The organism is Clostridium sp. YIM B02569 (genome assembly GCF_022320765.1).
In the GTDB taxonomy this organism is placed as follows: domain Bacteria; phylum Bacillota; class Clostridia; order Clostridiales; family Clostridiaceae; genus Clostridium; species Clostridium beijerinckii.
On sequence record NZ_JAKJJX010000025.1, the window covers coordinates 35,030 to 58,335 of the forward strand.

Consider the following 23,306-nt stretch of genomic DNA (forward strand, 5'->3'; position numbering starts at 1 on the left):
TTGCAAAAGAATAATCAAGTATAAAATGAAAAAATATTCATAAAAATATTAAAAATATGCATTAAAAAATAATGTTTATGCAGGAAAAACAATAATTTATGCAAATAGCACTAGTTTTTATGCATGAATTATTGTGGTGCATAATTGTGCGAATAAAGTGAATGTTTATATATGCGAAAATTTTTGTATATATAATAAAAGTTTGCATGTCAATGTTCTATTAGAAAATATTCTCGAAATTTAGAGCTTGTAACTTCTTTAGATGATCAGTATTATGCTTTACTAAATGTAGAGATGTATGCGCTTCAGTTGAATCTTTATGAACAAGATATGTAGATAACCTTAAAGCTTCATTTAGCAAGTTATCAAATTCTTGATGGCTAAGATAAAGAGATGTTAAAACATTATTATCTTGAATAGTATTTAATAATTCAAGAGACTGATAATAGGCATCCTCCATTTTGTCACTTGCGATATTAAGTTCGATATCTTCAGTTTGCATTTCAATATTATCGCATAAGCTAATGACAGACTTATTTAAAAAATATACGCATGACATAGTTAGGAGAAACAAAAGTATTGATATTATAGCATTTCTCATTGCGCATCCTCCTTTTCGTATTTATCAAAAAGTTGATATTTAAATTTGCCTTCTGTATCATATAAAGCAATAAGGACATGCTTTATTGATTTAATATTGTGCTTTTTAAGTAGATTAGATATCCATTCTTCATCTTTATTCATGGAAGTTAGTGAGTTTTTATTTACTTCACCATCGGAAATTAATACTTTCGGCAATTTTGCTTCAGTATTTTGAGCAGTATTTCCTGAATTTGATGCATTAGAAGAATTATAATCTGTTGGTAATATAGATATTTGACCATCATTCTCTAAAATTGCATATTGAATTTCATCAAGATTAAAATAATTGGCAAGTCTTAACTCTTCTAGTAACTCATCTATATTTAATTGTTGCTTTTTTAGCGTTGAGTAATTAATTTTTCCTTTATGGACTAATATGCAGGGCTCTCCATCCACGAGCTTTCGGGTATATTGAAATTTTAATCCTATTTGTGTTAAAAGTGTTTTTAAAAATAGCAATGTTATAATTGGTATAATACCTAATAATAATGGGAGCCTTGTGTCTTGCATTGGCAATGATGCTAAGTCTGAAATCATAATAGTTATTACAAATTCATAAGGCTGAAGTTCTCCTATTTGCCTTTTTCCCATTAGCCTCATAGTTAATACAACCAATAAATATAAAATAGCAGTTCTGATTGATACTACAAACATTAAAAAATCACCTCGAAAATAATATTTGCAAAAATAAAATTAATATACGCACCATAGAAAAAAGCAGCTATGCTGCAACTAAGAACATTTCGCCATAGAAAAAAGCAGCCATGCTAAATAAGAACATTTCATGGTAAGTTTATAATTGGTATTTTATTTTATAGACTTAACAAAAAAGTTTATCTTTTTTGGAAATAGTGTATATAATATATTTGAAATGATTATTATGGTACCCAAATATTTGAATACAATTAGAATAAGAGACTTTACAGAGACGGAGAGCTTAATTTTCAAATTGTGAAATTAAAATCTAAAGGGATAATCAAATTATATAAAGGAAGGTTTGAATAGTATGGAGTGTAGAGGGATTGAATTTAAAGATAAGAAAATTAAAGCTAAAAAAGGACTGACTTTTTATGAATTAATTATGGGTAATTACAAAGATAGGGTTAAAGATATAGCTATATGCAAATTAAATGGAAGGTATTGTGAATTAACTGAAGTGATAGAGGATGATGGAGAAGTAGAATTAATAGGCTTTGACACAGAACTTGGAATGAAAATATTCACAAGAACTTTACAGTTTATATTTATAAAGGTAGCATTGGATTTATTTCCAGAATCGAAGATAACAATAGACCATGCTATAAGTAAGGCAGTATATGGAGAAGTTCATAAGGAAAATCAATTAAGTAAAGGTGAAATTGATAAGATAAAGGTCAAGATGCAAGAAATAATAGATAGAAATGTACCAATTAAGAGTATGAGAACGTCAAAAGAAGAAGCCATTAAGATTTTTGAAGGATATAAGATGGACGATAAAGTTAAGCTTTTAAAGTATTGTGATATAAAGCATGTTCATCTTTATGAGCTTGAAGGAAGGTATGATTATTTTTATGGTCCTATGGGATATTCAACAGGCATCATAAATAAATTTGATGTATTTAAGTATGAATCAGGATTCATTTTACAGAGACCAGAAGAGACTAATCTAAGTGAATTAGCTGAATTTAGAGAAGAAAAGAGCTTAACAAAAATTTTCATAGAGACTCAAAGATGGCTAAACATTTTAGGAATCGAAGATGTCGGGACTCTAAATGAAAAAGTGCTTAATAATGAACTGAAAAATATAATTATGGTTTCAGAGGGGCTTCATGAAAAGAAAATAGCTAATATAGCTGATGATGTTTTAGATAGAAAAGATGTGAAAATTATACTTATCGCTGGCCCATCATCCTCAGGAAAAACTACTTTTGCGAATAGGTTAAGTATACAATTGAGAGTGAATGGATTAATACCTATACCATTGTCCTTGGATAACTATTTTGTAAATAGAGAAGAAACGCCAAAAGATGAGAATGGAGATTATAACTATGAATCTATTGATGCATTGGACTTAAGTTTGTTGAATGATAATTTAGAAAGATTAATGAGCGGAGAAGAAGTGGATCTTCCTAGTTATAATTTTAAAACTGGGAAAAAAGAATGGAATGACTATAAAGTTAAATTACCTAAAAATGGAGTTTTGATACTTGAGGGGATACATGGTTTAAATCCAAATTTAATTTCAAGCAATTTAAATAGGAATGTATTTAAAATATATATATCAGCATTGACACAGCTAAATATAGATAATCATAATAGAATTTCTACAACAGATGTACGAAAGGTGAGAAGAATAGTTAGAGATTCATTATCAAGAGGATATAAGGCGGAAGAAACTTTAAAAATGTGGAAATCTATAAAGAAAGGAGAAAAAAATAATATATTTGTTTATCAAGAAGGTGCGGATGTAGCATTTAATTCTACATTGGTTTATGAACTCGGCGTTTTAAAGCCATATGCATTAAAAGAGCTAGATGAAATAACGGAAGAAAGTTCAGTTTATTCAGAAGCTATAAGATTAAAATCGTTTTTGAACTTTTTCAAAGAGATTAATGTTGATGAAGTGCCAAAGAATTCTCTGTTAAGAGAATTTATCGGAGGATCAGCTTTTTATGAATATTAAATTAAGTATGTTATTTCACTAATATTATTATATAGAACTATAGATAAATTTGAACATTTATCTATAGTTCTTGTGTTCTTAAGATAAATTTATAATAGATAAAATATTAACAATGTTTGATTGTAAAAATAAGGATTAAAAGAAGAAAATAAGAAACAATAATTAGGTATGAAACAAGATGCATTGGCAGTCAAGTAATTAAGAATGAATGAGCAAATAATATGTATTGATTTTAATTGTTATATTATTAACTAAGCTTGACACTATAAAGTAAATATGTGATACTAAATCTAACAAGAAAACAATTACATTGCAGTTCTGAAAAAATTTTAGAAATGTAGGCTATAGAGAAATAGAGAATAAAGCCACATAAAACTAAGTTTACTTAGGAAATCTTATGATTACCAAGTAAATTTGAAACTTATGTTTTAAACAGTTAGAAATATATGATTGTTTAAAATGTAAGGAGTTTTATGTGGCTATACTTATGGCCAAAATTACTGGATGTACATTGATTTAAAACTTTTAAATTAGTCATACTAAAATAAATTATGAATATTATGTAATGTGTTGTTTTCTAGTAATATTAACCGTTCTAAAATGTTAAAAAACAAACAAGTATTGTGAAGTAGAAGGGAGATAATGTTATGACAATTTTTTTCGCAGAATTAGTAGGTACTTTATTACTTATTCTATTAGGTGATGGTGTTGTAGCCAATGTCGTATTAAAAAAATCAGGTGGATCAGGAGCAGGATTAATAGTAATTGCAATAGGATGGGCTTTTGCGGTAGGAATTCCAGCATTAATTTTTGGAAGTTATAGTGGGGCTCATTTTAATCCAGCATTAACAATTGCGTTAGCAGTAATAGGTAAAGTATCGTGGGCTCAAGTTCCGATTTATTTAGCTGGACAATGTATTGGTGCATTTTTAGGAGCAGTTTTGGTATTTATTGTTTATAATGATCAATTTAAAGCTACTGAAGATAAAGGAAGCAAACTTGGTGTATTTTGTACAGGCCCTCAAGTAAAGAATACTTCAATTAATTTTATAACTGAGCTTGTAGGAACATTTGTACTAGTTTATGCAATTTTAGGAATGGGAGATCAAAATCTATCAAATGGAATGGGAACATTGTTTGTAGCATTTTTAATTTTGGCTATTGGTGTAAGTTTAGGAGGCCCAACGGGATATGCAATTAATCCAGCAAGAGATTTAATGCCAAGAATCGCACATGCAGTATTACCTATACCTGATAAGGGAGATTCTAATTGGGGATATGCATGGATTCCTGTTGTTGCCCCAATTGTAGGAGGAACTTTAGCTGCATTATTTTATGTAATGTTACATGGAATATTATAAAAGTTAATTAATAGTTAGAATTGACAGAGACAAACAACTATGTAATACTAAGAATAAAAAAGAAAACAATTACATGGGAGGGCCAATGAATATAAAAGAGTTATTAGAAGAAAATCCAATTATAGCAGCAGTAAAAAATGAAGAACAATTAAATCAGGCGTTAGATTCAGAAGCTCAAGTTATATTTGTTTTATTTGGAGATGTAATGAATATTAAAGAGATAAGTGAAATTATAACATCTAGAAATAAAATAGGAATAATCCATATAGATTTGGTTGAAGGATTTACGAATAAGGAAATTGTTGTAAAGTATATTAAAGAAGAAACTAAATTTAGTGGAATAATAAGTACAAAGCCACAAGTTGTAAAACTAGCAAAAAAGTATAATTTACTAGGAGTTCAAAGAGTTTTTATATTTGATACACTTTCTTTAAACAATGTAAAAAATCATATGATTTCTGAATGCGATGCAATAGAGGTACTTCCAGGAATAATTCCAAAAGTAATTGAAATTATTTCAAAATATTCTAGTAAGCCAGTTGTTGCTGGAGGACTAATTGAAACTAAGGAAGAGGTAATGCAGGCATTAAATTCAGGAGCAACATGCGTATCTACAACTAAAAAAGAAATTTGGAATATGTAGGCTGAAGAGAATTAGAGAATAAAGCCACATAAAACTGAAATTACTTGGGAAACACTTAATGGACTGAGTAAATTTAAAATTTGTACGAGGCAGTAAAAATAAATATTATTGCTTCTGTATAAATGGATGTTTTATGTGGCTTTAATTGTCGCTAAAATTACGTCTAGAACATTAACTCAATTTTTTAAGGTCAACCATTTGTTAAATTCATTTCCTAAAATATAAATAATAAATTTAACCTTTTCTAGGTAAATATTAGAATATATAAATATTAGAAAGCAGGGTGTTTTGTATGAAAAAATATATATTAGCATTAGATCAAGGAACTACAAGTTCAAGAGCGATAATCTTTGATAAAGAACAAAATATATTAGGAGTAAGTCAAAAAGAATTTACTCAAATTTACCCAAACCAAGGATGGGTTGAACATAATCCTTTAGAAATATGGGCAAGCCAATATGGAGTTTTACAAGAAGTTATTGCAAAGACTAATATAACTCAAGAAGAAGTAGCAGCTATAGGAATTACTAATCAAAGAGAAACAACAATAGTTTGGGATAAAAACACTGGAGAACCAGTATACAATGCAATAGTATGGCAATGTAGAAGAACAGCAGGTATAATAGAAGAACTTAAACTAGACAAAGAATTTAGTGAATATGTAAAAGAAAATACAGGATTACTTTTGGATGCATATTTTTCAGCAACTAAAATAAAATGGATTTTAGACAATGTAGAAGGTGCTAGAGAAAGAGCAGAAAAAGGTGAACTATTATTTGGTACAGTAGATACTTGGTTGGTGTGGAAACTTACAAATGGTAAGGTTCATGTAACAGATTATACTAATGCGTCTAGAACAATGCTTTATAATATAAAGGAATTAAGATGGGATGAAAGAATCCTAGAAAAGCTTAACATTCCAAAATCAATGTTACCAGAAGTTAAAAATTCATCAGAAGTTTATGGATACACAAATCTTGGAGGAACAGGAGGCGTTAGAGTTCCAATAGCTGGTATGGCAGGGGATCAACAATGCGCTCTATTTGGACAAACTTGTTTTGAAGAAGGTAGTGTTAAAAATACTTATGGAACAGGATGCTTCTTACTTATGAATACAGGAGAAAAAATGATTCATAGTAAAAATGGATTAGTAAGTACTATTGCAGTTGGTATAGATGGAAAAGTACAATATGCATTAGAGGGTTCAGTATTTGTTGGTGGTGCTGTTATTCAATGGATTAGAGATGAACTTAAGTTGGTTACTGATGCAGCAGATACAGAGTATTTTGCACAGAAAGTAGAAGACAATGGTGGTGTATATGTTGTTCCAGCATTCACAGGACTTGGAGCTCCATATTGGGATATGTATGCAAGAGGTGCTATCTTCGGACTTACAAGAGGTGCTAATAGAAATCATATAATAAGAGCTGCTCTTGAATCTATTGCATATCAATCTAAGGATCTTATAGATGCAATGCAAGAGGATGCAGGATGTAAATTAACAAGACTTAAAGTTGATGGTGGAGCAAGTAGAAATAATTTATTAATGCAATTCCAAGCTGATATAACAGGGGCAGAGGTTGTAAGACCTATTATAACTGAAACAACAGCTCTTGGTGCAGCATATTTAGCAGGACTTGCTGTAGGTTTCTGGAAATCAAAAGAAGAAATAGCTGAAAAGTGGGCTGTAAGTCAGTCTTATTCTCCAAACTTAGCAGAAGAGAAGAAGGAAAAATTATATAAAGGATGGAAAAAAGCAGTTAAGAGAGCAGAAGGATGGGAAGAGGAATAGAATGATACTTTAATAAGTGTTTATTATTCCAGATTAGTCTAAGTTAATCACAAGCTTTGAGTATTATAATGTACCCTAAATGTTGATGACATATAGGGTACATAGTTTAAAATAGTATTTGAAAATAAAGTAGTGTTATTATGTGAAACTTGATTTATATGAATCTTGATATCCATATAAATCTTAATTAGGTCTATGTATGGTCTAGTCAATGTTAGCTCCAACTTAAAGAAATAGAGGTAAAGATGGCTATACATCAGACAAATTTTTGATAAAAAATTAAAATTGAAAATTCAGAGCAAATAGTAGACAAGTATACATTTACATGATATAATGTATATATAATTTAAAATAAATGCTGAGAGAATATAGAGTCAAGCATGAAAACGTTGGTGGATTACACCTTGTTTTTAGCTTGACTTTTTTTATGCGCTATTAATAAGGAGGATGTAATATGTATGATGTAGCAATAATTGGATCAGGGGTTATTGGAAATTCTATTTTTAGGGAACTAACTAAGTACAATTTAAAAGTAGTTGTTTTAGAAAAAGAAAAAGATGTATCGATGGGAACAAGCAAAGCAAATTCAGCAATAGTTCATGCTGGATATGATCCTAAGGAAGGTACTTTAATGGCAAAATATAATGTAGCAGGAAATGAGATGTTTGAAGATCTTTGCAAAGAGTTAAGTGTACCTTTTAAGAGAAACGGATCTCTGATAATAGCTTTTAACGATGAAGATATGAAAACAGTACAAGCTCTTTATGAAAATGGGACAAAAATAGGCGTAAAAGATTTACAAATTTTAAGTAAAGAACAGGTTCTAGAAAAGGAACCAAACCTTAATCAAGAAATTTTTGGAGCTTTATATGCACCAACTGGTGGTATAGTAGGTCCGTTTGAATATACAATTGCACTAGCAGAAAATGCAGTAGCTAATGGAGGAGAAATTAAGCTAGAAAAAGAAGTTGTTGCAATAGAAAAAAATGATACATTTAAAATTACAACTAAAGATGGAGAAATAATAGAATCAAAATTTGTAATAAATGCAGCTGGACTTTATGCAGATAAAATTCATAATTTAGTTTGCAAAGAAAGCTTTAAGATAGTACCAAGAAGCGGGGAATACTTTGTAATGGATAAAACTCAAGGAAATGTAGTCAGCCATACAATATTCCAATGTCCATCAAAACTTGGAAAAGGAGTTTTAGTTACTCCAACTGTTCATGGAAATTTATTAGTTGGACCTGATGCCAGAGATATAGAAGATAAAGATGATGTTGGAACACTAGCAGAAGGATTAAATGAAGTAAGAGACGCTTCAATGCGTACAACTAATAAAGTTAATTTTAGAGAAATAATAAGGAGCTTTGCAGGTCTTCGTGCTAATCCAGATACAGGTGATTTTATAGTAGAAGAAAATGATGAAGTCAAAGGTTTCATAGATGTTGCCGGAATGAAATCACCTGGTCTTTCTTCAGCACCAGCTATAGCTCTTGATGTTGTGGAAATATTGAAAGAATCAGGATGTAAGTTAGATAAAAAATCAGACTTTAAGGCAAAAAGAGAACAAATTCATTTTATGGAATTATCAGCCAAAGAAAAAGCTGAATTAATAAAGAAAAATCCGCAATATGGAAGAATGGTTTGTAGGTGTGAAAGCATAACAGAAGGTGAGATTGTAGATGCAATAAAGAGAAGTATAGGGATACCATCCTTAGATAGTATTAAAAGAAGATGTAGACCAGGGATGGGAAGATGTCAAGGTGGATTCTGCGGACCAAGAGTTCAGGAAATAATAGCAAGAGAATGTAATGTCCCACTTGAAGATGTAGTTCAAGAAAAATCAGGTTCATATATATTATTAGGTAAGACAAAATAGAAGGATGAGGTGTTATTATGAGTTATGAATTAATAGTAGTAGGTGGAGGACCAGCTGGTCTTGCGGCAGCATATGAAGCATATAATAGTGGAATTAAAAAAATATTAATTTTAGAAAGAGATAAAGAATTAGGTGGTATATTAAATCAATGTATTCATAATGGTTTTGGACTTCATACTTTTAAGGAAGAGCTTACAGGACCAGAATATGCAGGAAGATTCATTGAAATGATTCAAGATACTAATGTTGAAGTTAAACTAGACACTATGGTATTAGAAATCGGAAAAGATAAAACTGTTTATGCAATAAATACAGAAGAAGGATATATGGAACTTAAGGCTAAAGCTATAATTCTTGCAATGGGTTGTAGGGAAAGAACTAGAGGTGCTATAAATATTCCTGGCGATAGACCAGCGGGTGTATTTAATGCAGGTGCAGCCCAAAGATATATAAATGTAGAAGGATATATGCCTGGTAAAGAAGTCCTTATTTTAGGATCAGGAGATATTGGACTTATAATGGCTAGAAGAATGACTCTTGAAGGCGCTAAAGTTAAAGCTGTAGTTGAATTGTGTCCATATTCAAATGGATTAAACAGAAATATAGTACAATGTTTAAATGATTATGATATTCCTCTATATTTATCACACACAGTTGTAGATATTGTAGGAGATAAGAGACTTGAAAAAGTTGTAATAGCAGAAGTTGATGAAAATAAGAGACCTATTAAAGGAACTGAGAAAGAATTTGATGTAGATACACTACTACTATCAGTTGGATTAATTCCAGAAAATGAAATATCATTTAATGCCGGACTTGAACCTGATAGAAGAACTAATGGTTTAATTGTGAATGAGAGTATGGAAACTTCAGTAGAAGGAATATTTGCATGTGGTAATGTAGTTCATGTTCATGACTTAGTTGACTTTGTAACTCAAGAGTCAAAACACGCAGGTTTTTCTGCTGCTAAGTACATTAAGGGTGAACTTAAGAAAGATAAATATGTAAACATAATAAATGGTACAAATATAAATTATACAGTGCCACAAAAAGTTAATGCAGAAGCTGTTGATGATAAACTAACTGTATTTATGAGAGTAAATAACATATATCATAATAAGGCATTAGTTGTAAGATGCAATGATGAAGTTATAGCTAAATTTAAAAGAGCTCACTTAGCACCATCAGAAATGGAAAAGGTAGTTTTAAGTAAGGTGCTATTAGAGAAAGTTAAAGGTGATATAACAATATCATTAGAGGATGGTGAATAAAATGGAAAAAGAATTAATTTGTATATGTTGCCCTAAGGGATGTCATTTAAAAGTAGATGCTGAAAATAAAAGTGTACAAGGTAATGGCTGTAATAGAGGTATTGAGTATGGAATAAATGAAGTTACAAATCCTGTAAGAGTAATAACTTCAACTGTTAAAGTGGAAAATGGAGAATTACCAGTAGTACCTGTTAAAACAAATAATCCAATTCCTAAAGGACTTAATTTCAAATGCATGGAAGAAATAAATAAAATAACAATAAAGGCTCCTGTTAAAATAGGAGATGTTGTAATAAAAGATGTTCTTGGAACTGGCGTTGATATAGTTGCGACAAGAAATATACATGAAAAATAGAAACTAATGAAAGTTTGATTAAAAGCATCATCGATATTAAATATTGATGATGCTTTTATTATGGATTATATTTTAGAAATCACATATTCTAACAATAACTAGATTTAGAATTCAAGTAAGTTAAGTGCTAAATTACTATTAATATGTAGAAACTAAATTGAAACATGTATATGTAATCAAATTTATGATATTATTTAGGTAGAAAAAGCTAGAGTATAAATATATTAGTAAAGAAAAACTAATGATATATATAATAAATAAAAGGGAGGATATTTCTCACAATGAAAGGGATAGGAGTTTTCGATATTTTAGGGCCTATTATGATAGGACCCTCAAGTTCACATACAGCAGGTGCAGCGAGGCTTGGGAAGATAGCAAGAGGTATAGCAGGTGGAGACGTATCAGAGGTGACATTTTTACTACATGGTTCATTCGCTAAAACATATAAAGGTCATGGAACAGATAGAGCTTTAGTTGCTGGTATTTTAGGAATGGAACCAAGTGATGAAAAACTTAGATATTCTATGGAGATAGCAAAAGAAAAAGGTATTAAATTTTTATTTAAGGAGGCAGAATTAGGTGATGTTCATCCTAATACAGTAAAATTTATTATGAAAACAATTAGTGGTCAATATTGCGAAGTTATGGGATCATCAATTGGCGGTGGGAATATTCAAGTTGTAGAAGTTAATAATAATAAGGTTGATTTTACTGGAATGTATGAAACTTTAATAATAGCTCATAAAGATGCTCCGGGGGTAATTAATAGTGTTACAAGTATATTATATAGTGAAAATATAAATGTAGCCTTTATGAGAGTTTTCAGGCAGCAAAAAGGGCATGAAGCTATAATGATTTTTGAGATGGATAATAAAGTTAATAATATTTTAATAGAGAAAATTAAGGAAATAGAGTTAGTACATAATGTAATTTCAATAAGCCCAGCAAAGGAAGGTGAATAATATGTTTGCAAAAACAGGTATGGAATTGTTAGAAATATGTGAAGAACATAATATTTCATTAAGTGAATATGCAATAAGATATGAAGTGGAGGAAAAAGGAGTAACAAGGGATGAAGCAATAGAAAAAATGAGGAAAAATTTGAACGTCATGATTTCAGCAGCTAATGAGGGAATGGAGAAAGAAGTTTATTCTGTTAGTGGCTTAATTGGTGGAGATGCTTTTAAGATACATAATTATGCTAAGAAAGGAAAAGCTTTGACAGGTGATGTAACCAATATGGCTATGGCTATGGCACTTTCTTCATCGGAGGTTAATGCGTCTATGGGTAAGATAGTTGCATGTCCGACAGCTGGTTCTTGTGGAATATTACCAGCAGTAATTTTAAGCGCTGGAGAAAAACTTGGATTAGATGAAGAAGGACTTATAAATGGATTATTTGCGGCAGCTGCTGTAGGAATGATTATTGGTTTAAATGCAACACTAGCAGGAGCAGAAGGTGGATGTCAGGCAGAATGTGGATCAGCTTCTGCAATGGGAGCAGCTGCTGTTGTTGAGATGATGGGAGGAACTCCTGAGATGAGTTTAGATGCAGCAGCAATAGTAATTAAAAATGTACTTGGCCTTGTTTGTGATCCAGTTGCGGGACTTGTTGAAATACCATGTGCCAAGAGAAATGCACAAGGAGCAATAACTGCTTTATGTATGGCAGATATGGTAATGGCAGGTGTAGCTTCAAAAATACCATTTGACGATACAGTAAGTGCCATGTACAAGGTTGGAAAAAGTTTGCCAGAATCACTTAGAGAAACAGCTTTAGGTGGAATAGCTGTAACTAAAACAGGACTAAAGCTTAAAGAACAGGTTTTCGGAAAAGAATAATGCACATATAAAGTATTGTAAAGAACTTAAAGCAAATTGATAAACAATCGAAATAGAATACATGTATTCTATTTCTTTATTTTGCTATCACCTTTAAGTAGTTCACATATACATTTAGTTATTTCGGACGTAGATACCGAGCCTAAAGTAAAATATATATTTTTAATTATAGTCTACACTAGAAAGGAAGGTCATACTTTTGCAGAAGTATTGCATTGAGTTTTTAGTTGTAGATATTTCCTTAGTAGAAGTTGTTTTATTTATTGCTTGTCACGAGCTTGCCTCGGGAACATTCAGAAATGGTGCAACTTCTTCTAGTGGAAATTCACAGCTAAATACTCCAGCAACCTGGAACAAATGAATGACCTTCCTTTCGGTATTTACGTATATAACTTTAAGTTTACTTTAGGGATCCAGTGATTAACAATACCTTACGAAGGTGCATTGGGATTTTTATATTTCTTTGTATAAATTTACTTCCCCATTGCCTACACGAAGTTCACCTAGTAAAGGAACTATTCTTGTAAAATGCTCACTTTTATTATGCAAATTAATTGCTTCTTCGTCTTGCCATTCTTCTATAAAGGTGAATATAGAACTATCATTGATATCTTGAAACAAGCCATATGAGATACAGCCTTCTTCTTGTCTACTTTTATCAACTAACTCTTTCCCAAGGCTTAGATATTTTTCTGTTTGTTCATTTTTAATAACACTTTTGGCTACTATTTTTATCATATTAATCCTTCTTTCTATAATATTTATTAAAATTAGTATATCACTTAATTAAGAAATATTTTAACTTTATTAATAATAGATGATATAGAAGAATTTAGTGCATGTATAAACTTACTATACATGTTGTAATAATAAATTTTCATTTAAAACTCTAGTAATCTAAGGACTTGATTAAGGCCAGAATGTAGAAATTTAATTACAATAATATACGTAAATTTCTTAATTTATCGTTCCAGTATATGAATTTGTATATAATTAACTATAAAATTACTAAACTAACTATAGTATAATATGTTGAAATAAGCTATCTATATAAAAATGTCTAAAAAGATTTATAAATAATTTTGATTGCAAATTATTGACCTAAAAGACTTTTGAAATTAAGAAAAGCTATTTTATTAATAGAGGAGAGGAATTTAATGAACTTAGGAGCAAGAGATCAGATTACTATTCTTATAGTTGATGATGAAAAAAGTATAGTGGACTTTATTAAAATGGGGTTAGAAGGTGAAGGGTATTTAGTATATGAAGCATATGATGGGAATGAAGCAATAGAGCTAGCAAGAAAAATAAATCCTAATATAGTGATATTGGATATTATGCTGCCAGGAATGGATGGATATGAGGTATGTTCAATTATTAAGAAGTCTATAAAAACATCAGTTATTATGCTAACAGCATTAGATGAAGTTGATGATAAGGTAAAAGGGTTGGATATTGGAGCTGATGATTATATGGCAAAACCTTTTAGCTTCAAGGAGCTTTTAGCACGCATTAATGCGAGGATAAGAAATAGTTTTCCGGAGCTAAGCGATATTACTAATATAGGAAATTTTAAAGTGGATGATAAAGCTCATGAAATAACCTATCGTGAAAAAGTATTAGATCTACCTCCAACCCAATACAATTTGTTAAGTTTTTTACTTATGAATAATGGAATAGCATTGAGCAAATCGCTTATACTTGAAAAAGTATGGGGATATGATTTTAATGGAGAAGATAATATTGTTGAAGTATACATAAGGTACTTAAGAGATAAGATTGGAGACAAAGATCATAATATCATTAAAACTGTCCGAGGTGTTGGATATAAGATGGTGGCACAATGAAAAAATTAAGAAATAAATTAAAAATAAAGAGTTTGAAATGGCAATTGTTGTTTAGGTTTCTTGTGATATTAATTTTATTATTGGGAATTATGGGACTTTTTCAGTATATAAGTATGAAAAATTATTTATACAAAACAAAGGTGCAAGTACTTCATGAGAGGTTTCATAATCTAGACTTTAAGAAAATGTCAAAAGAAAATATGGAGGATATAACTGAAAGTGATACTAAAGAAATTTTAAAGAATTTGTGGGATAAAAATATGAGTGTAGCTCTAATAAATAAAAATGGAGAGCTGTTAGGTCAAAGAAGCAATATAGATACACCTAGAGATGATGATGACGGCGACGATGATTCAAAGGAGCCAGATGAGCTAAAGAGGAAAGAGGTACCAGTACCGGTGCTTTCTAGAGAGAAATATATAGAGATTTGCAATGAACAAGGGAATTTAGAACATACATATGAAGTAGTAAGAGATGAAAACAATAATTATCAAATGGTTGCATGGATAAAAGTTGGGGATTTAGATTCACCATCAGGGTTAATACAGCTGAGTACACCAATAGACGATATTACAAGTATCTTAGATAGGCAAGAGTATGTGCATATTAGTCTTTCGATTATGATTCTCATAGTGGGAACAATACTTGGAATCACTATTTTTAATCGAACATTGAAGCCGTTATATAAGATAACTGATACTGTGGAAGGAATAAGTGTAACTGATCTTCATACAAGACTAACGGAAGAAAGTGGTCAATTAGAAATTAATAGATTATCAAAATCCTTTAATATTATGCTTGAAAGAATAGAGGCATCATTTGAAAAAGAACAGCTTATCAAAGAAAAAATGAGACGATTTGTATCTGATGCATCACATGAATTACGTACACCACTAACTTCAATTCATGGTTTTGTTGAAGTATTATTAAGAGGGGCAGCAAAAAATCAGGAAAAATTAGATTTGGCTTTAAACAGCATATTGATGGAAAGTGAAAGGCTTGCAAAATTGGTAAATGACCTTTTAATATTAACTAGGTTAGATCAGCAGCCAATTGTTGAAATAAAAAAGGAGAATTTGAATGATGTTATAAATGAAATAATTCCTCAACTGCAGATACTTTCTAAGGATAGAACTTTAAATATAGAGTTGAAGGAGTATATAGATGTATATATAAATAAAAATCAAATTAAGCAGGTCATATTCAATATAACTCAAAATGCTGTAATTCATACTGATAAAGAAAAAGGTGTTATAACAATTTCTATAGGCATAGAAGATTACCAAAATAAAACCTTCGCGGTTTTGAAGATATCTGATAATGGAACTGGAATACCTAAAGAGCATTTAGATAAAATATACGATAGATTTTTCAGAAGTGATTCTCACAGAGCTAGGGAACAAGGAGGATATGGATTGGGTCTTTCTATAGTAAAATCAATAATTGATAGCAATTGTGGAAAAATAAGAGTAGAAAGTGATCTTGGAGTTGGGACAATATTCTCAATATATTTAAAATTAGAAAATAAGGCAGATGGATTTGATGTTTCTTGATTGTGCCTAAATAAGAAAAGATGTTACAAAATAGATTTATCGTATTATTTTGTAACATCTTTTTTAGTATATTTCTTTATTCTATTGATTAAAATATCAACGCATCTTTAGTTTAAGACATCGATAAGAAAATCTGGGTGAGTAGTCTTAAATAGTTCTCAGCAAATTCTAAGCTTTAACTAAGGATACATTAAGACTTTTTTGTTATAATTCCAATAATGAGGAAATTTATATATTTTAGGTAGGTGGGGATTATTATAAGTACAGTAAGTATTTTCATATTAATGATTGTGATAATAATAGTCATTTTATTCTTTATATTTGTGACTGGTAAAATTGAAAAACATGAAGCAACTAGGAGCAGTTATGCTCTTGGAACTTTGATCAACTTAAGAGCAAATGGAAATAAAGCTAAAGCAGCAATAGATAAAGCGCTAGAAAGGTTAGACCAAATTGATGATAGAATGTCAGCTTTCAAAGAAAGTAGTGATATATCAAAAATAAATTTTAATGCAGGAAATAAGAGAGAGAAAGTAAATAATGATACTTATTTTGTAGTTAAAAAAGCCATAGAATACAGTAGAATTTTAGAAGGTACTTTTGATCCAACAATAAGACCATTAGTAAAGTTATGGAGTATAGGTACAAAAGAAGAACGAATTCCGGAAAAATCTAAAATAGAAAAGGTATTAAAACTTATAGATTATAACGATGTTATTTTTGATGACAAAAATAATTCAATAATGTTAAAACATGATAAACAAGCTCTAGATGTCGGAGGTATTGCAAAAGGATTTGCAGCTGATGAAATAAGAGATATTTTTTATCAGTATAATATTAAAAGTGCATTAATTGATTTAGGTGGAAACATTTTTGCTCTTGGAAGTAAGGAAGACGGTTCAGCTTGGAAAGTTGGAATTCAAAACCCATTTAAGCCTAGGGGAGAATTTATAGGAATATTAAGCGTAAAAAATAAATCAATAGTAACCTCAGGTAATTATGAAAGATATTTTATAAAAGATGGAAAGAAATTTCATCATATAATTGACCCTAAAACAGGATACCCATCTGAAAGCAAAATTATAAGTGCAACTATTATATCAGATAATTCAATTGACGGAGATGGCTTATCAACTGGTGTTTATATAATTGGTATTGATAAAGCTATGAAGATTATAGAAACTATAGAGGGCATTGACGCTATATTTATTACAGAAGATAAGAAAATATATAAAACATCAGGGATTGATGAAAGTATTTTTACATTAACAGATAGTGAATTTTTTTAGCTATTGTGTCTGGAGCTAAATATAGAGGCAAGGACATAATTGAGTCAATAAGAAAGCTTTAAATCAATCAAAATAATAAGAAGAGATAATACAGATTGAAACAAACCTCGTTAAGTTGGAATACAACTTATTAGCAGGGACAAATTCAATTTGTACTATCTTTTTTTATTTAGATTCTTCGAATAATTTAGCCTTTTCCTTAATTCTAAGATGTTTTAATTGCCATTTCTCAGCGAATTCTCAGCTTAGATTAAGGGAGCATTAAGGTTCTATTGCTATAATTCACTTAATTAAAGAAATTGCAATAGCAGATAATGAAGTGAAAATAATATTTCTATTAGAAATTAATTGGAAAAATGTGATTAATGTAATTAACATAAAAATTTATTATTGCTAAATATAGAGAGTTAGAAAAGGGGAAAGAAACATGGCAAGTAAAATAAAAAAATCGCAGATTATAAGGCATATTATACAATTGATTGCATTTATTCTGTTACCAGGCCTTTATTCAATGACATTCAGTGAAGTAAAAACTGTATATCAAATGATTATCAATGGTAATTTTAACTTTTTTTCAGCATTACCAAGCTTAATAGAATTTATAGCTATTATGCTTTTGACTATACTATTAGGAAGATGGTTCTGTGGCTGGATATGTGCATTTGGTGCGTATAATGATTTAATATATTTTATATCAAGAAAAGTATTTAAGATAAAATTTAGAGTAGATGAAAAAGTTGATTCTGTACTTAAGTATGTTAAGTATGTAGTATTAGTTTTTATAATAGCTATTTCATGGACTATGGGAAGCAGTATACTAGAAAGTACGAGTCCTTGGGATGCTTTTGGTCAAATAACTGATGTATCTACTATTTTTTCAAGATTAATTATTGGATTGATATCTTTAATATTAATCACGATAGGAGCAGCATTCATTGAGAGATTTTTCTGCAGATATCTATGTCCTTTAGGTGCAATATTCTCTATTATTTCTAAGATTGGAATAGTTAAGATTAATAAGCCAAAAGTTGATTGTGGTAAATGTAGAGCCTGCACAATGAATTGTTCAATGGGGTTACCGCTCTATAAGGTAGATTATGTCAAAGGTGGAGATTGTATAAATTGTTTAAAATGTACTGAAGTATGTTACAGAAATAATGCTAATGTAAATGTACTTGGAAGAGATTTAGATGCTAAGTTAACAGGATCAGTAGCTATGGCTACATTTTTAGGTATATATGGACTTACTAACTTCGCCGGTAATGCAGTAACTAAATCTGGAATCGTAGCTAAGAGTAACGCAGTTTCAAGCAATTTAAATTCACAAACTGAATCTTCACAAAAATATAAGGATGGAACATACATAGGCACTGGACAAGGGTATAGAGGCGGACAAACTAAAATGTCAGTTACTATTTCTAATGGAAAAATAGCTAAAATAGAAACTATATCTAATGAAGATACTTCAAAGTTTTATCAAAGAGCAGAAGAAACTATAACTAATAGTATAATTTCAAAACAATCAACATCAGTAGATACTGTTTCAGGAGCTACATTTAGTAGTAAAGGTATCATAAGTGCTGTTAAAAGTGCATTAGAACAAGCAGCTAGTGGAGAGTCAACAAGTAGCACTTCAAATAATAATAGTACAAGTAAAACTGAAGTTGCAGCAGAAAATTCAAAGTCAAATCCAGGAACTACAAGTTCGAATGCAGTTCAAAATACTACAAGTGAATATAAAGATGGGACATACACAGGAAGTGGAACTGGTTATAGAGGAGGAACAACTAAGGTTTCTGTAACTGTATCTGATGGAAAGATATCAAGTATACAAGCTATATCTAATCAAGATACTCCAAAGTTTTATCAAAGATCAGAGGGAACTATAATTAAGAGCATAATTTCAAAACAATCAACATCAGTGGATATTGTATCTGGGGCAACTTATAGTTCGAAGGGTATCGTGAGTGCTGTAACAAATGCTTTGAATGAAGCAAAATAATAAAATATACTTGACGTTTGAAACTTAATGGTATAACCTTTAAGTTGTGAAAGAAAATTTTATAATTGAATAACTAGGGGAGCTAATATTTTGGCTGAGATTGGAAAGATTGATTTCCTAGACTCTTATAACCTGATTTGGATAATACCAGCGTAGGGAAGTATATTAATATTATTTGTGTAAGTATTGATATGATTTGTGCATGATTTATTGATGTATCCCTTGTGGATACATTTTTTTTATGCAAAATAATTAACTTCTTTTAAGGTTAATCAATTTAAACGTCATTGTAAAGGTGATTTAGTAAATTTATTTCACATTAAAAAGTAAGTTTATTGATTTTATTATTAAAGGAGTGAATTTTAATGAAAGAAAAGAGTAAAGCACAGAAGATGGCGCTAAGTGGCGTGTTAATCGGTATTTCTGTTATTTTTGGAACATTTTCAATACCGATTGGAGCTGCTAAAATATCTCCAATACAACATTTCGTAAATGTAGTTGGAGCAATAACACTTGGGCCAGTATATGCTCTTATGAATGCATTTGTGACATCCCTAATAAGAAATTTTATGGGAACAGGAAGTTTATTGGCTTTTCCAGGAAGCATGGTAGGAGCATTACTTGCAGGAATTCTTTATAAAAAATTTAGAAAGCCGGGCATTGCAGTAATTGGAGAAATAATTGGAACTGGAATATTAGGAGCATTATTAGCTTATCCTATAGCTACAATGGTGTTAGGAAAACAAGTAGCAATTTTTGTATATGTTGTTCCGTTTATATCAAGTTGTAGTGTTGGAGCAATTATAGCGTACTTTTTTATAAAAGTTCCTGTCATTAAAAAAATACTAGTAGATAATGAGTTTCAAGTTAAAAGAGAGGAAACTAATAACATAGATAAGATTTAAATGAAATATTACAGGTGAAAGGATGAGTTTATGTTTAGAGCATTAACTATTGCAGGATCAGATACTTGTGGAGGAGCAGGAATTCAAGCGGATTTAAAAGCTTTCTCAGCAAATGGAGTATATGGGATGAGTGTTATCACAGCGGTAACGGCTCAAAATACTATGGGGGTTTTTGGAATTCAAGATATAAATCCTGAAATGATTGAATCTCAGATAGATGTTATTTTTGAAGATATAAGAGTAGATGCTATAAAAATAGGAATGGTCTCTAAAATTGAATCTATAAAAGCTATATCAAAATCTTTGAGAAAAGTTGATAAACTACCAGTGATAGTTCTAGATCCAGTTATGATTTCTAAAAGTGGATTTAATCTGTTATCGAAGGATTCAAAAGATACTTTAGTTAAGGAATTATTTCCATTAGCAACATTAATAACTCCTAATTTGCCAGAGGCAGAAGAAATTTTAGGGATGAAAATAGAAAACTTAGATGAAATGAAGGAAGCCGCTTTGAGAATTAAAGAACTTGGTCCGAAGGCAGTTTTAGTTAAAGGAGGGCATTTAGAAGGGGAAGCAACAGACTTGTTATATGATGGAAAGAGCTTTCTTATTCTAAAGCAAGAAAGGATAAATACCACTCATACTCATGGAACAGGATGTACTTTATCTTCAACTATAGCAGCAAATTTAGCTAAGAATATGACAATAGAGGAAGCAGTTAGAATTGGTAAAGAGTATATAACATGTGCAATCGAACATGGTTTTGAGCTTGGTAAAGGTGTAGGCCCTACTAATCATTTTTACGAGCTATATAAGAAAGCAGGAATGATTGAATAATACTATAGAACTCAAGTTAAATTTTATAACTAATAAATTAAATAATAATGGTATGAGGAGAGGGAAAGAAATGAATTATAAAACACAAATGGAAGCAGCTAAAAAAGGTATAGTTACAAAGGAAATGAAAATAGTAGCGGAAAAAGAAAGAATTTCAGAAGAAAAATTAATGAAACTTGTTTCAGAAGGTAAAGTAGCTATACCTGCGAATGTCAACCATAAATCACTTAGCCCAGAGGGTATTGGTGATGGATTAAGAACAAAAATAAATGTTAACTTAGGTATATCAGGAGACTCGGTTGATTATTGCAGAGAGATGGAAAAAGTAAAAATGGCAGTTGATTTTGGTGCAGAAGCAATAATGGATTTAAGTAATTATGGGAAGACTCAAGAGTTCAGGGAAAAGCTTATAGAATATTCTCCAGCTATGATAGGAACAGTTCCTATGTATGATGCAATTGGATACCTTGAAAAAGATCTTTTAGATATAAAAGCTAAAGATTTTCTTGACGTGGTGTTAGCTCATGCTAAAGCTGGGGTTGATTTTGTTACTATTCATGCAGGAATAAATAAAAGAACAGTTTCGCTATTTAAAGAAGATAAGAGAAGATTAAATATAGTATCAAGAGGTGGGTCATTACTATTTGCATGGATGGAGATGACAGGAAATGAGAATCCATTTTATGAATACTATGATGAATTACTTGATATACTAAGAGAATATGATGTAACAATAAGTCTTGGAGATGCTATGAGACCTGGCTGTATTGATGATTCAACAGATGCTGGACAAATTACAGAACTTATAGAGTTAGGATTATTAACAAAAAGAGCTTGGGAAAAAGACGTACAAGTTATGATAGAAGGACCAGGTCATATGGCAATGAATGAGATTGCAGCTAATATGCAAATTGAAAAAAGATTATGTCATGGGGCACCTTTCTATGTATTAGGCCCTCTTGTTACAGATATTGCACCTGGGTATGATCATATAACTTCAGCTATTGGTGGCGCTATTGCAGCAACACATGGAGCTAATTTCCTTTGCTATGTAACACCAGCTGAGCATTTAAGGCTTCCTGATTTATCTGATGTTAGAGAAGGAATTATTGCATCTAAAATTGCAGCTCATGCAGCAGATATTGCTAATGGACTTCCAGGGGCTAGAGATAGAGATAATGCAATGGCTGATGCTCGTCAAAAACTTGATTGGGAAGAGATGTTCAAGATTGCTATTGATGGGAAAAAGGCTAGGGAATATTTTGAAAGTGTACCACCAGAAGATATGCATAGCTGTTCTATGTGCGGGAAAATGTGTGCAGTAAGAACAACTAACAGAATTTTAAATGGCGATAAAGTGGAGCTTCTGGATTAGAAATAAGATTTACGTGAATTATAATTATCTATGTTGCAAGTGAATTTCTACAGTATTATTTCAATTTAGCATTTGTCTTATTAAAATTTTAAATGTAAGTTCATAATTGCAACATAGATATCAAGTAAAAGAAACTTGGGAAATTTTTACTTTTGAGAGGAGGTATTTTAGTGAGAATTATTAAAAGAATGAATTCTTACTAAAAGATATTTATGAGTAATGAAATATCAATTAAAATAGGAAGTTTATTAAATGAAGTTAGGAATAAGAAACCACTTGTACATAATATAACAAATTATGTTACGGTTAATGATTGTGCAAATATTTTACTTGCAATAGGTGCATCACCAATTATGGCTGATGATATAAAAGAAGCAGCGGATATTACTAAGATTTCATCTGCCCTTGTAATAAATATTGGAACATTAAATGAGCGAACTATTGAATCTATGATTGCATCTGGTAAGAAAGCAAATGAATTAAATATTCCAGTCGTTTTTGATCCAGTTGGAGCAGGAGCATCAGAATTTAGAAATTCAACAACAAAGAGATTATTAGAAGAAGTGAAAATAAGTGTTTTACGTGGAAATATGTCTGAGATTAAATTTATAAGCGGATTAGGCTCTACAACTAAGGGAGTTGATGCCTCAGAAAATGACGCAAGAACAGGAAATGATGAGGGAATAGATGTAGCTAAAAACTTAGCTAAAAAACTTCAGTGTACTGTAGCCATTACAGGTGCAACAGATATTATATCTGATGGAGAAAGAGTAGTTATACTTGAAAATGGAACTAAGATGTTATCTAATGTCACAGGAACAGGCTGCATGACAACTGCATTAATTGGAGCGTTTTGTGGGGCAGGTTCAGATTATTTTATAGGAGCAGTTTCTGGTATTATTTCCATGGGAATATCGGGTGAAATTGCTTTGGATAAAGCAGGGAAGATTGGAACAGGAAGTTTTCATATTGCAATTATAGATGCCATAAGCAATTTGACTTCTAATATCATTGAAAAGATGAATAAGATAAAGGAAATATAATAAAC

Annotated in this window: 21 protein-coding genes and 1 riboswitch; of the genes, 18 read left to right on the top strand and 3 right to left on the bottom strand. The window is 30.6% G+C overall.

The window, feature by feature from the left end:
- Window positions 1–220: 220 nt before the first annotated feature.
- Together L3B96_RS20415 and L3B96_RS20420 are read right to left on the bottom strand one after the other, a co-directional pair.
- The gene (locus L3B96_RS20415) at window positions 221–601 is read right to left on the bottom strand and encodes a DUF4363 family protein (RefSeq protein WP_077829107.1); all 381 of its coding nucleotides are present in this window, start codon (window positions 599–601) and stop codon (window positions 221–223) included.
- Entirely contained in the window at window positions 598–1,296 is a 699-nt protein-coding gene (locus tag L3B96_RS20420) for a DUF421 domain-containing protein (protein WP_012060669.1), read from the bottom strand. Before L3B96_RS20420 ends, L3B96_RS20415 begins: the two co-directional genes overlap by 4 nt.
- A gap of 352 nt (window positions 1,297–1,648) precedes the next feature.
- Here L3B96_RS20420 and L3B96_RS20425 point away from each other — a divergent pair, with 352 nt between their 5' ends.
- The 10 genes from L3B96_RS20425 (at window position 1,649) to L3B96_RS20470 (ending at window position 12,811) form a co-directional block, all read left to right on the top strand.
- Window positions 1,649–3,304, top strand: a complete 1,656-nt coding sequence (locus L3B96_RS20425) for a nucleoside kinase (RefSeq protein ID WP_238948430.1) — start codon at window positions 1,649–1,651, stop codon at window positions 3,302–3,304.
- A gap of 647 nt (window positions 3,305–3,951) precedes the next feature.
- Window positions 3,952–4,665, top strand: coding sequence for an MIP/aquaporin family protein (locus tag L3B96_RS20430; RefSeq protein ID WP_012060667.1), 714 nt, complete (start codon window positions 3,952–3,954; stop codon window positions 4,663–4,665).
- A gap of 85 nt (window positions 4,666–4,750) precedes the next feature.
- Window positions 4,751–5,308: a glycerol-3-phosphate responsive antiterminator gene (locus tag L3B96_RS20435; protein WP_012060666.1), complete on the top strand. Its 558-nt coding sequence runs from the start codon at window positions 4,751–4,753 to the stop codon at window positions 5,306–5,308.
- Between the two features lie 292 nt (window positions 5,309–5,600).
- Window positions 5,601–7,100, top strand: coding sequence for a glycerol kinase GlpK (gene glpK, locus L3B96_RS20440; protein ID WP_012060665.1), 1,500 nt, complete (start codon window positions 5,601–5,603; stop codon window positions 7,098–7,100).
- 454 nt (window positions 7,101–7,554) lie between these two features.
- The gene (locus L3B96_RS20445; RefSeq protein WP_012060664.1) at window positions 7,555–8,982 is read left to right on the top strand and encodes an NAD(P)/FAD-dependent oxidoreductase; all 1,428 of its coding nucleotides are present in this window, start codon (window positions 7,555–7,557) and stop codon (window positions 8,980–8,982) included.
- Between the two features lie 17 nt (window positions 8,983–8,999).
- On the top strand, window positions 9,000–10,253 hold the full coding sequence (locus L3B96_RS20450) for an FAD-dependent oxidoreductase (protein WP_238948431.1): 1,254 nt from the start codon (window positions 9,000–9,002) through the stop codon (window positions 10,251–10,253).
- A gap of 1 nt (window position 10,254) precedes the next feature.
- The gene (locus tag L3B96_RS20455; RefSeq protein WP_026885910.1) at window positions 10,255–10,608 is read left to right on the top strand and encodes a DUF1667 domain-containing protein; all 354 of its coding nucleotides are present in this window, start codon (window positions 10,255–10,257) and stop codon (window positions 10,606–10,608) included.
- 281 nt (window positions 10,609–10,889) lie between these two features.
- Window positions 10,890–11,570 (top strand): L-serine ammonia-lyase, iron-sulfur-dependent subunit beta, encoded by a 681-nt coding sequence (sdaAB, locus tag L3B96_RS20460; protein ID WP_236896054.1) that lies wholly within the window; start codon window positions 10,890–10,892, stop codon window positions 11,568–11,570.
- 1 nt (window position 11,571) lies between these two features.
- Complete coding sequence (sdaAA, locus tag L3B96_RS20465; RefSeq protein WP_236896057.1) at window positions 11,572–12,450, top strand: L-serine ammonia-lyase, iron-sulfur-dependent, subunit alpha; 879 nt, start codon at window positions 11,572–11,574, stop codon at window positions 12,448–12,450.
- A gap of 199 nt (window positions 12,451–12,649) precedes the next feature.
- Window positions 12,650–12,811: a hypothetical protein gene (locus L3B96_RS20470; RefSeq protein WP_238948432.1), complete on the top strand. Its 162-nt coding sequence runs from the start codon at window positions 12,650–12,652 to the stop codon at window positions 12,809–12,811.
- Between the two features lie 92 nt (window positions 12,812–12,903).
- Here the strand turns inward: L3B96_RS20470 and L3B96_RS20475 are convergent, their stop codons facing one another.
- Window positions 12,904–13,188: a putative quinol monooxygenase gene (locus L3B96_RS20475; RefSeq protein WP_236896062.1), complete on the bottom strand. Its 285-nt coding sequence runs from the start codon at window positions 13,186–13,188 to the stop codon at window positions 12,904–12,906.
- Window positions 13,189–13,607: 419 nt separating this feature from the next.
- On the opposite strand from L3B96_RS20475, the gene L3B96_RS20480 reads away from it, so the two are divergent.
- The 8 genes from L3B96_RS20480 (at window position 13,608) to thiM (ending at window position 23,301) form a co-directional block, all read left to right on the top strand.
- Window positions 13,608–14,297, top strand: a complete 690-nt coding sequence (locus L3B96_RS20480; protein WP_012060652.1) for a response regulator transcription factor — start codon at window positions 13,608–13,610, stop codon at window positions 14,295–14,297.
- The gene (locus L3B96_RS20485) at window positions 14,294–15,850 is read left to right on the top strand and encodes a HAMP domain-containing sensor histidine kinase (RefSeq protein WP_238948433.1); all 1,557 of its coding nucleotides are present in this window, start codon (window positions 14,294–14,296) and stop codon (window positions 15,848–15,850) included. The genes L3B96_RS20480 and L3B96_RS20485 overlap by 4 nt, the downstream gene beginning before the upstream one ends.
- A 284-nt stretch (window positions 15,851–16,134) precedes the next feature.
- Window positions 16,135–17,139 carry an FAD:protein FMN transferase gene (locus tag L3B96_RS20490; RefSeq protein ID WP_238948434.1) on the top strand — a complete coding sequence of 335 codons (1,005 nt, stop codon included), beginning with the start codon at window positions 16,135–16,137 and terminating at the stop codon, window positions 17,137–17,139.
- 427 nt (window positions 17,140–17,566) lie between these two features.
- Complete coding sequence (locus tag L3B96_RS20495; protein WP_238948435.1) at window positions 17,567–19,141, top strand: FMN-binding protein; 1,575 nt, start codon at window positions 17,567–17,569, stop codon at window positions 19,139–19,141.
- 65 nt (window positions 19,142–19,206) lie between these two features.
- Window positions 19,207–19,317, top strand: a riboswitch (TPP riboswitch).
- Between the two features lie 189 nt (window positions 19,318–19,506).
- Window positions 19,507–20,046, top strand: coding sequence for an energy coupling factor transporter S component ThiW (gene thiW, locus L3B96_RS20500; RefSeq protein ID WP_171779475.1), 540 nt, complete (start codon window positions 19,507–19,509; stop codon window positions 20,044–20,046).
- Between the two features lie 30 nt (window positions 20,047–20,076).
- Window positions 20,077–20,883: a bifunctional hydroxymethylpyrimidine kinase/phosphomethylpyrimidine kinase gene (thiD, locus tag L3B96_RS20505; RefSeq protein ID WP_238948436.1), complete on the top strand. Its 807-nt coding sequence runs from the start codon at window positions 20,077–20,079 to the stop codon at window positions 20,881–20,883.
- A 70-nt stretch (window positions 20,884–20,953) separates the two neighbouring features.
- Complete coding sequence (gene thiC / locus L3B96_RS20510; protein ID WP_238948437.1) at window positions 20,954–22,258, top strand: phosphomethylpyrimidine synthase ThiC; 1,305 nt, start codon at window positions 20,954–20,956, stop codon at window positions 22,256–22,258.
- Window positions 22,259–22,470: 212 nt separating this feature from the next.
- Window positions 22,471–23,301, top strand: a complete 831-nt coding sequence (thiM, locus tag L3B96_RS20515) for a hydroxyethylthiazole kinase (RefSeq protein WP_012060644.1) — start codon at window positions 22,471–22,473, stop codon at window positions 23,299–23,301.
- Window positions 23,302–23,306: the final 5 nt, after the last annotated feature.

Coding starts and splice junctions, on each gene's coding strand:
- L3B96_RS20415 (WP_077829107.1), bottom strand. CDS start 601: ATGAGAAATGCTATAATATCAATACTTTTGTTTCTCCTAACTATGTCA.
- L3B96_RS20420 (WP_012060669.1), bottom strand. CDS start 1,296: ATGTTTGTAGTATCAATCAGAACTGCTATTTTATATTTATTGGTTGTA.
- L3B96_RS20425 (WP_238948430.1), top strand. CDS start 1,649: ATGGAGTGTAGAGGGATTGAATTTAAAGATAAGAAAATTAAAGCTAAA.
- L3B96_RS20430 (WP_012060667.1), top strand. CDS start 3,952: ATGACAATTTTTTTCGCAGAATTAGTAGGTACTTTATTACTTATTCTA.
- L3B96_RS20435 (WP_012060666.1), top strand. CDS start 4,751: ATGAATATAAAAGAGTTATTAGAAGAAAATCCAATTATAGCAGCAGTA.
- glpK (WP_012060665.1), top strand. CDS start 5,601: ATGAAAAAATATATATTAGCATTAGATCAAGGAACTACAAGTTCAAGA.
- L3B96_RS20445 (WP_012060664.1), top strand. CDS start 7,555: ATGTATGATGTAGCAATAATTGGATCAGGGGTTATTGGAAATTCTATT.
- L3B96_RS20450 (WP_238948431.1), top strand. CDS start 9,000: ATGAGTTATGAATTAATAGTAGTAGGTGGAGGACCAGCTGGTCTTGCG.
- L3B96_RS20455 (WP_026885910.1), top strand. CDS start 10,255: ATGGAAAAAGAATTAATTTGTATATGTTGCCCTAAGGGATGTCATTTA.
- sdaAB (WP_236896054.1), top strand. CDS start 10,890: ATGAAAGGGATAGGAGTTTTCGATATTTTAGGGCCTATTATGATAGGA.
- sdaAA (WP_236896057.1), top strand. CDS start 11,572: ATGTTTGCAAAAACAGGTATGGAATTGTTAGAAATATGTGAAGAACAT.
- L3B96_RS20475 (WP_236896062.1), bottom strand. CDS start 13,188: ATGATAAAAATAGTAGCCAAAAGTGTTATTAAAAATGAACAAACAGAA.
- L3B96_RS20480 (WP_012060652.1), top strand. CDS start 13,608: ATGAACTTAGGAGCAAGAGATCAGATTACTATTCTTATAGTTGATGAT.
- L3B96_RS20485 (WP_238948433.1), top strand. CDS start 14,294: ATGAAAAAATTAAGAAATAAATTAAAAATAAAGAGTTTGAAATGGCAA.
- L3B96_RS20490 (WP_238948434.1), top strand. CDS start 16,135: ATGATTGTGATAATAATAGTCATTTTATTCTTTATATTTGTGACTGGT.
- L3B96_RS20495 (WP_238948435.1), top strand. CDS start 17,567: ATGGCAAGTAAAATAAAAAAATCGCAGATTATAAGGCATATTATACAA.
- thiW (WP_171779475.1), top strand. CDS start 19,507: ATGAAAGAAAAGAGTAAAGCACAGAAGATGGCGCTAAGTGGCGTGTTA.
- thiD (WP_238948436.1), top strand. CDS start 20,077: ATGTTTAGAGCATTAACTATTGCAGGATCAGATACTTGTGGAGGAGCA.
- thiC (WP_238948437.1), top strand. CDS start 20,954: ATGAATTATAAAACACAAATGGAAGCAGCTAAAAAAGGTATAGTTACA.
- thiM (WP_012060644.1), top strand. CDS start 22,471: ATGAGTAATGAAATATCAATTAAAATAGGAAGTTTATTAAATGAAGTT.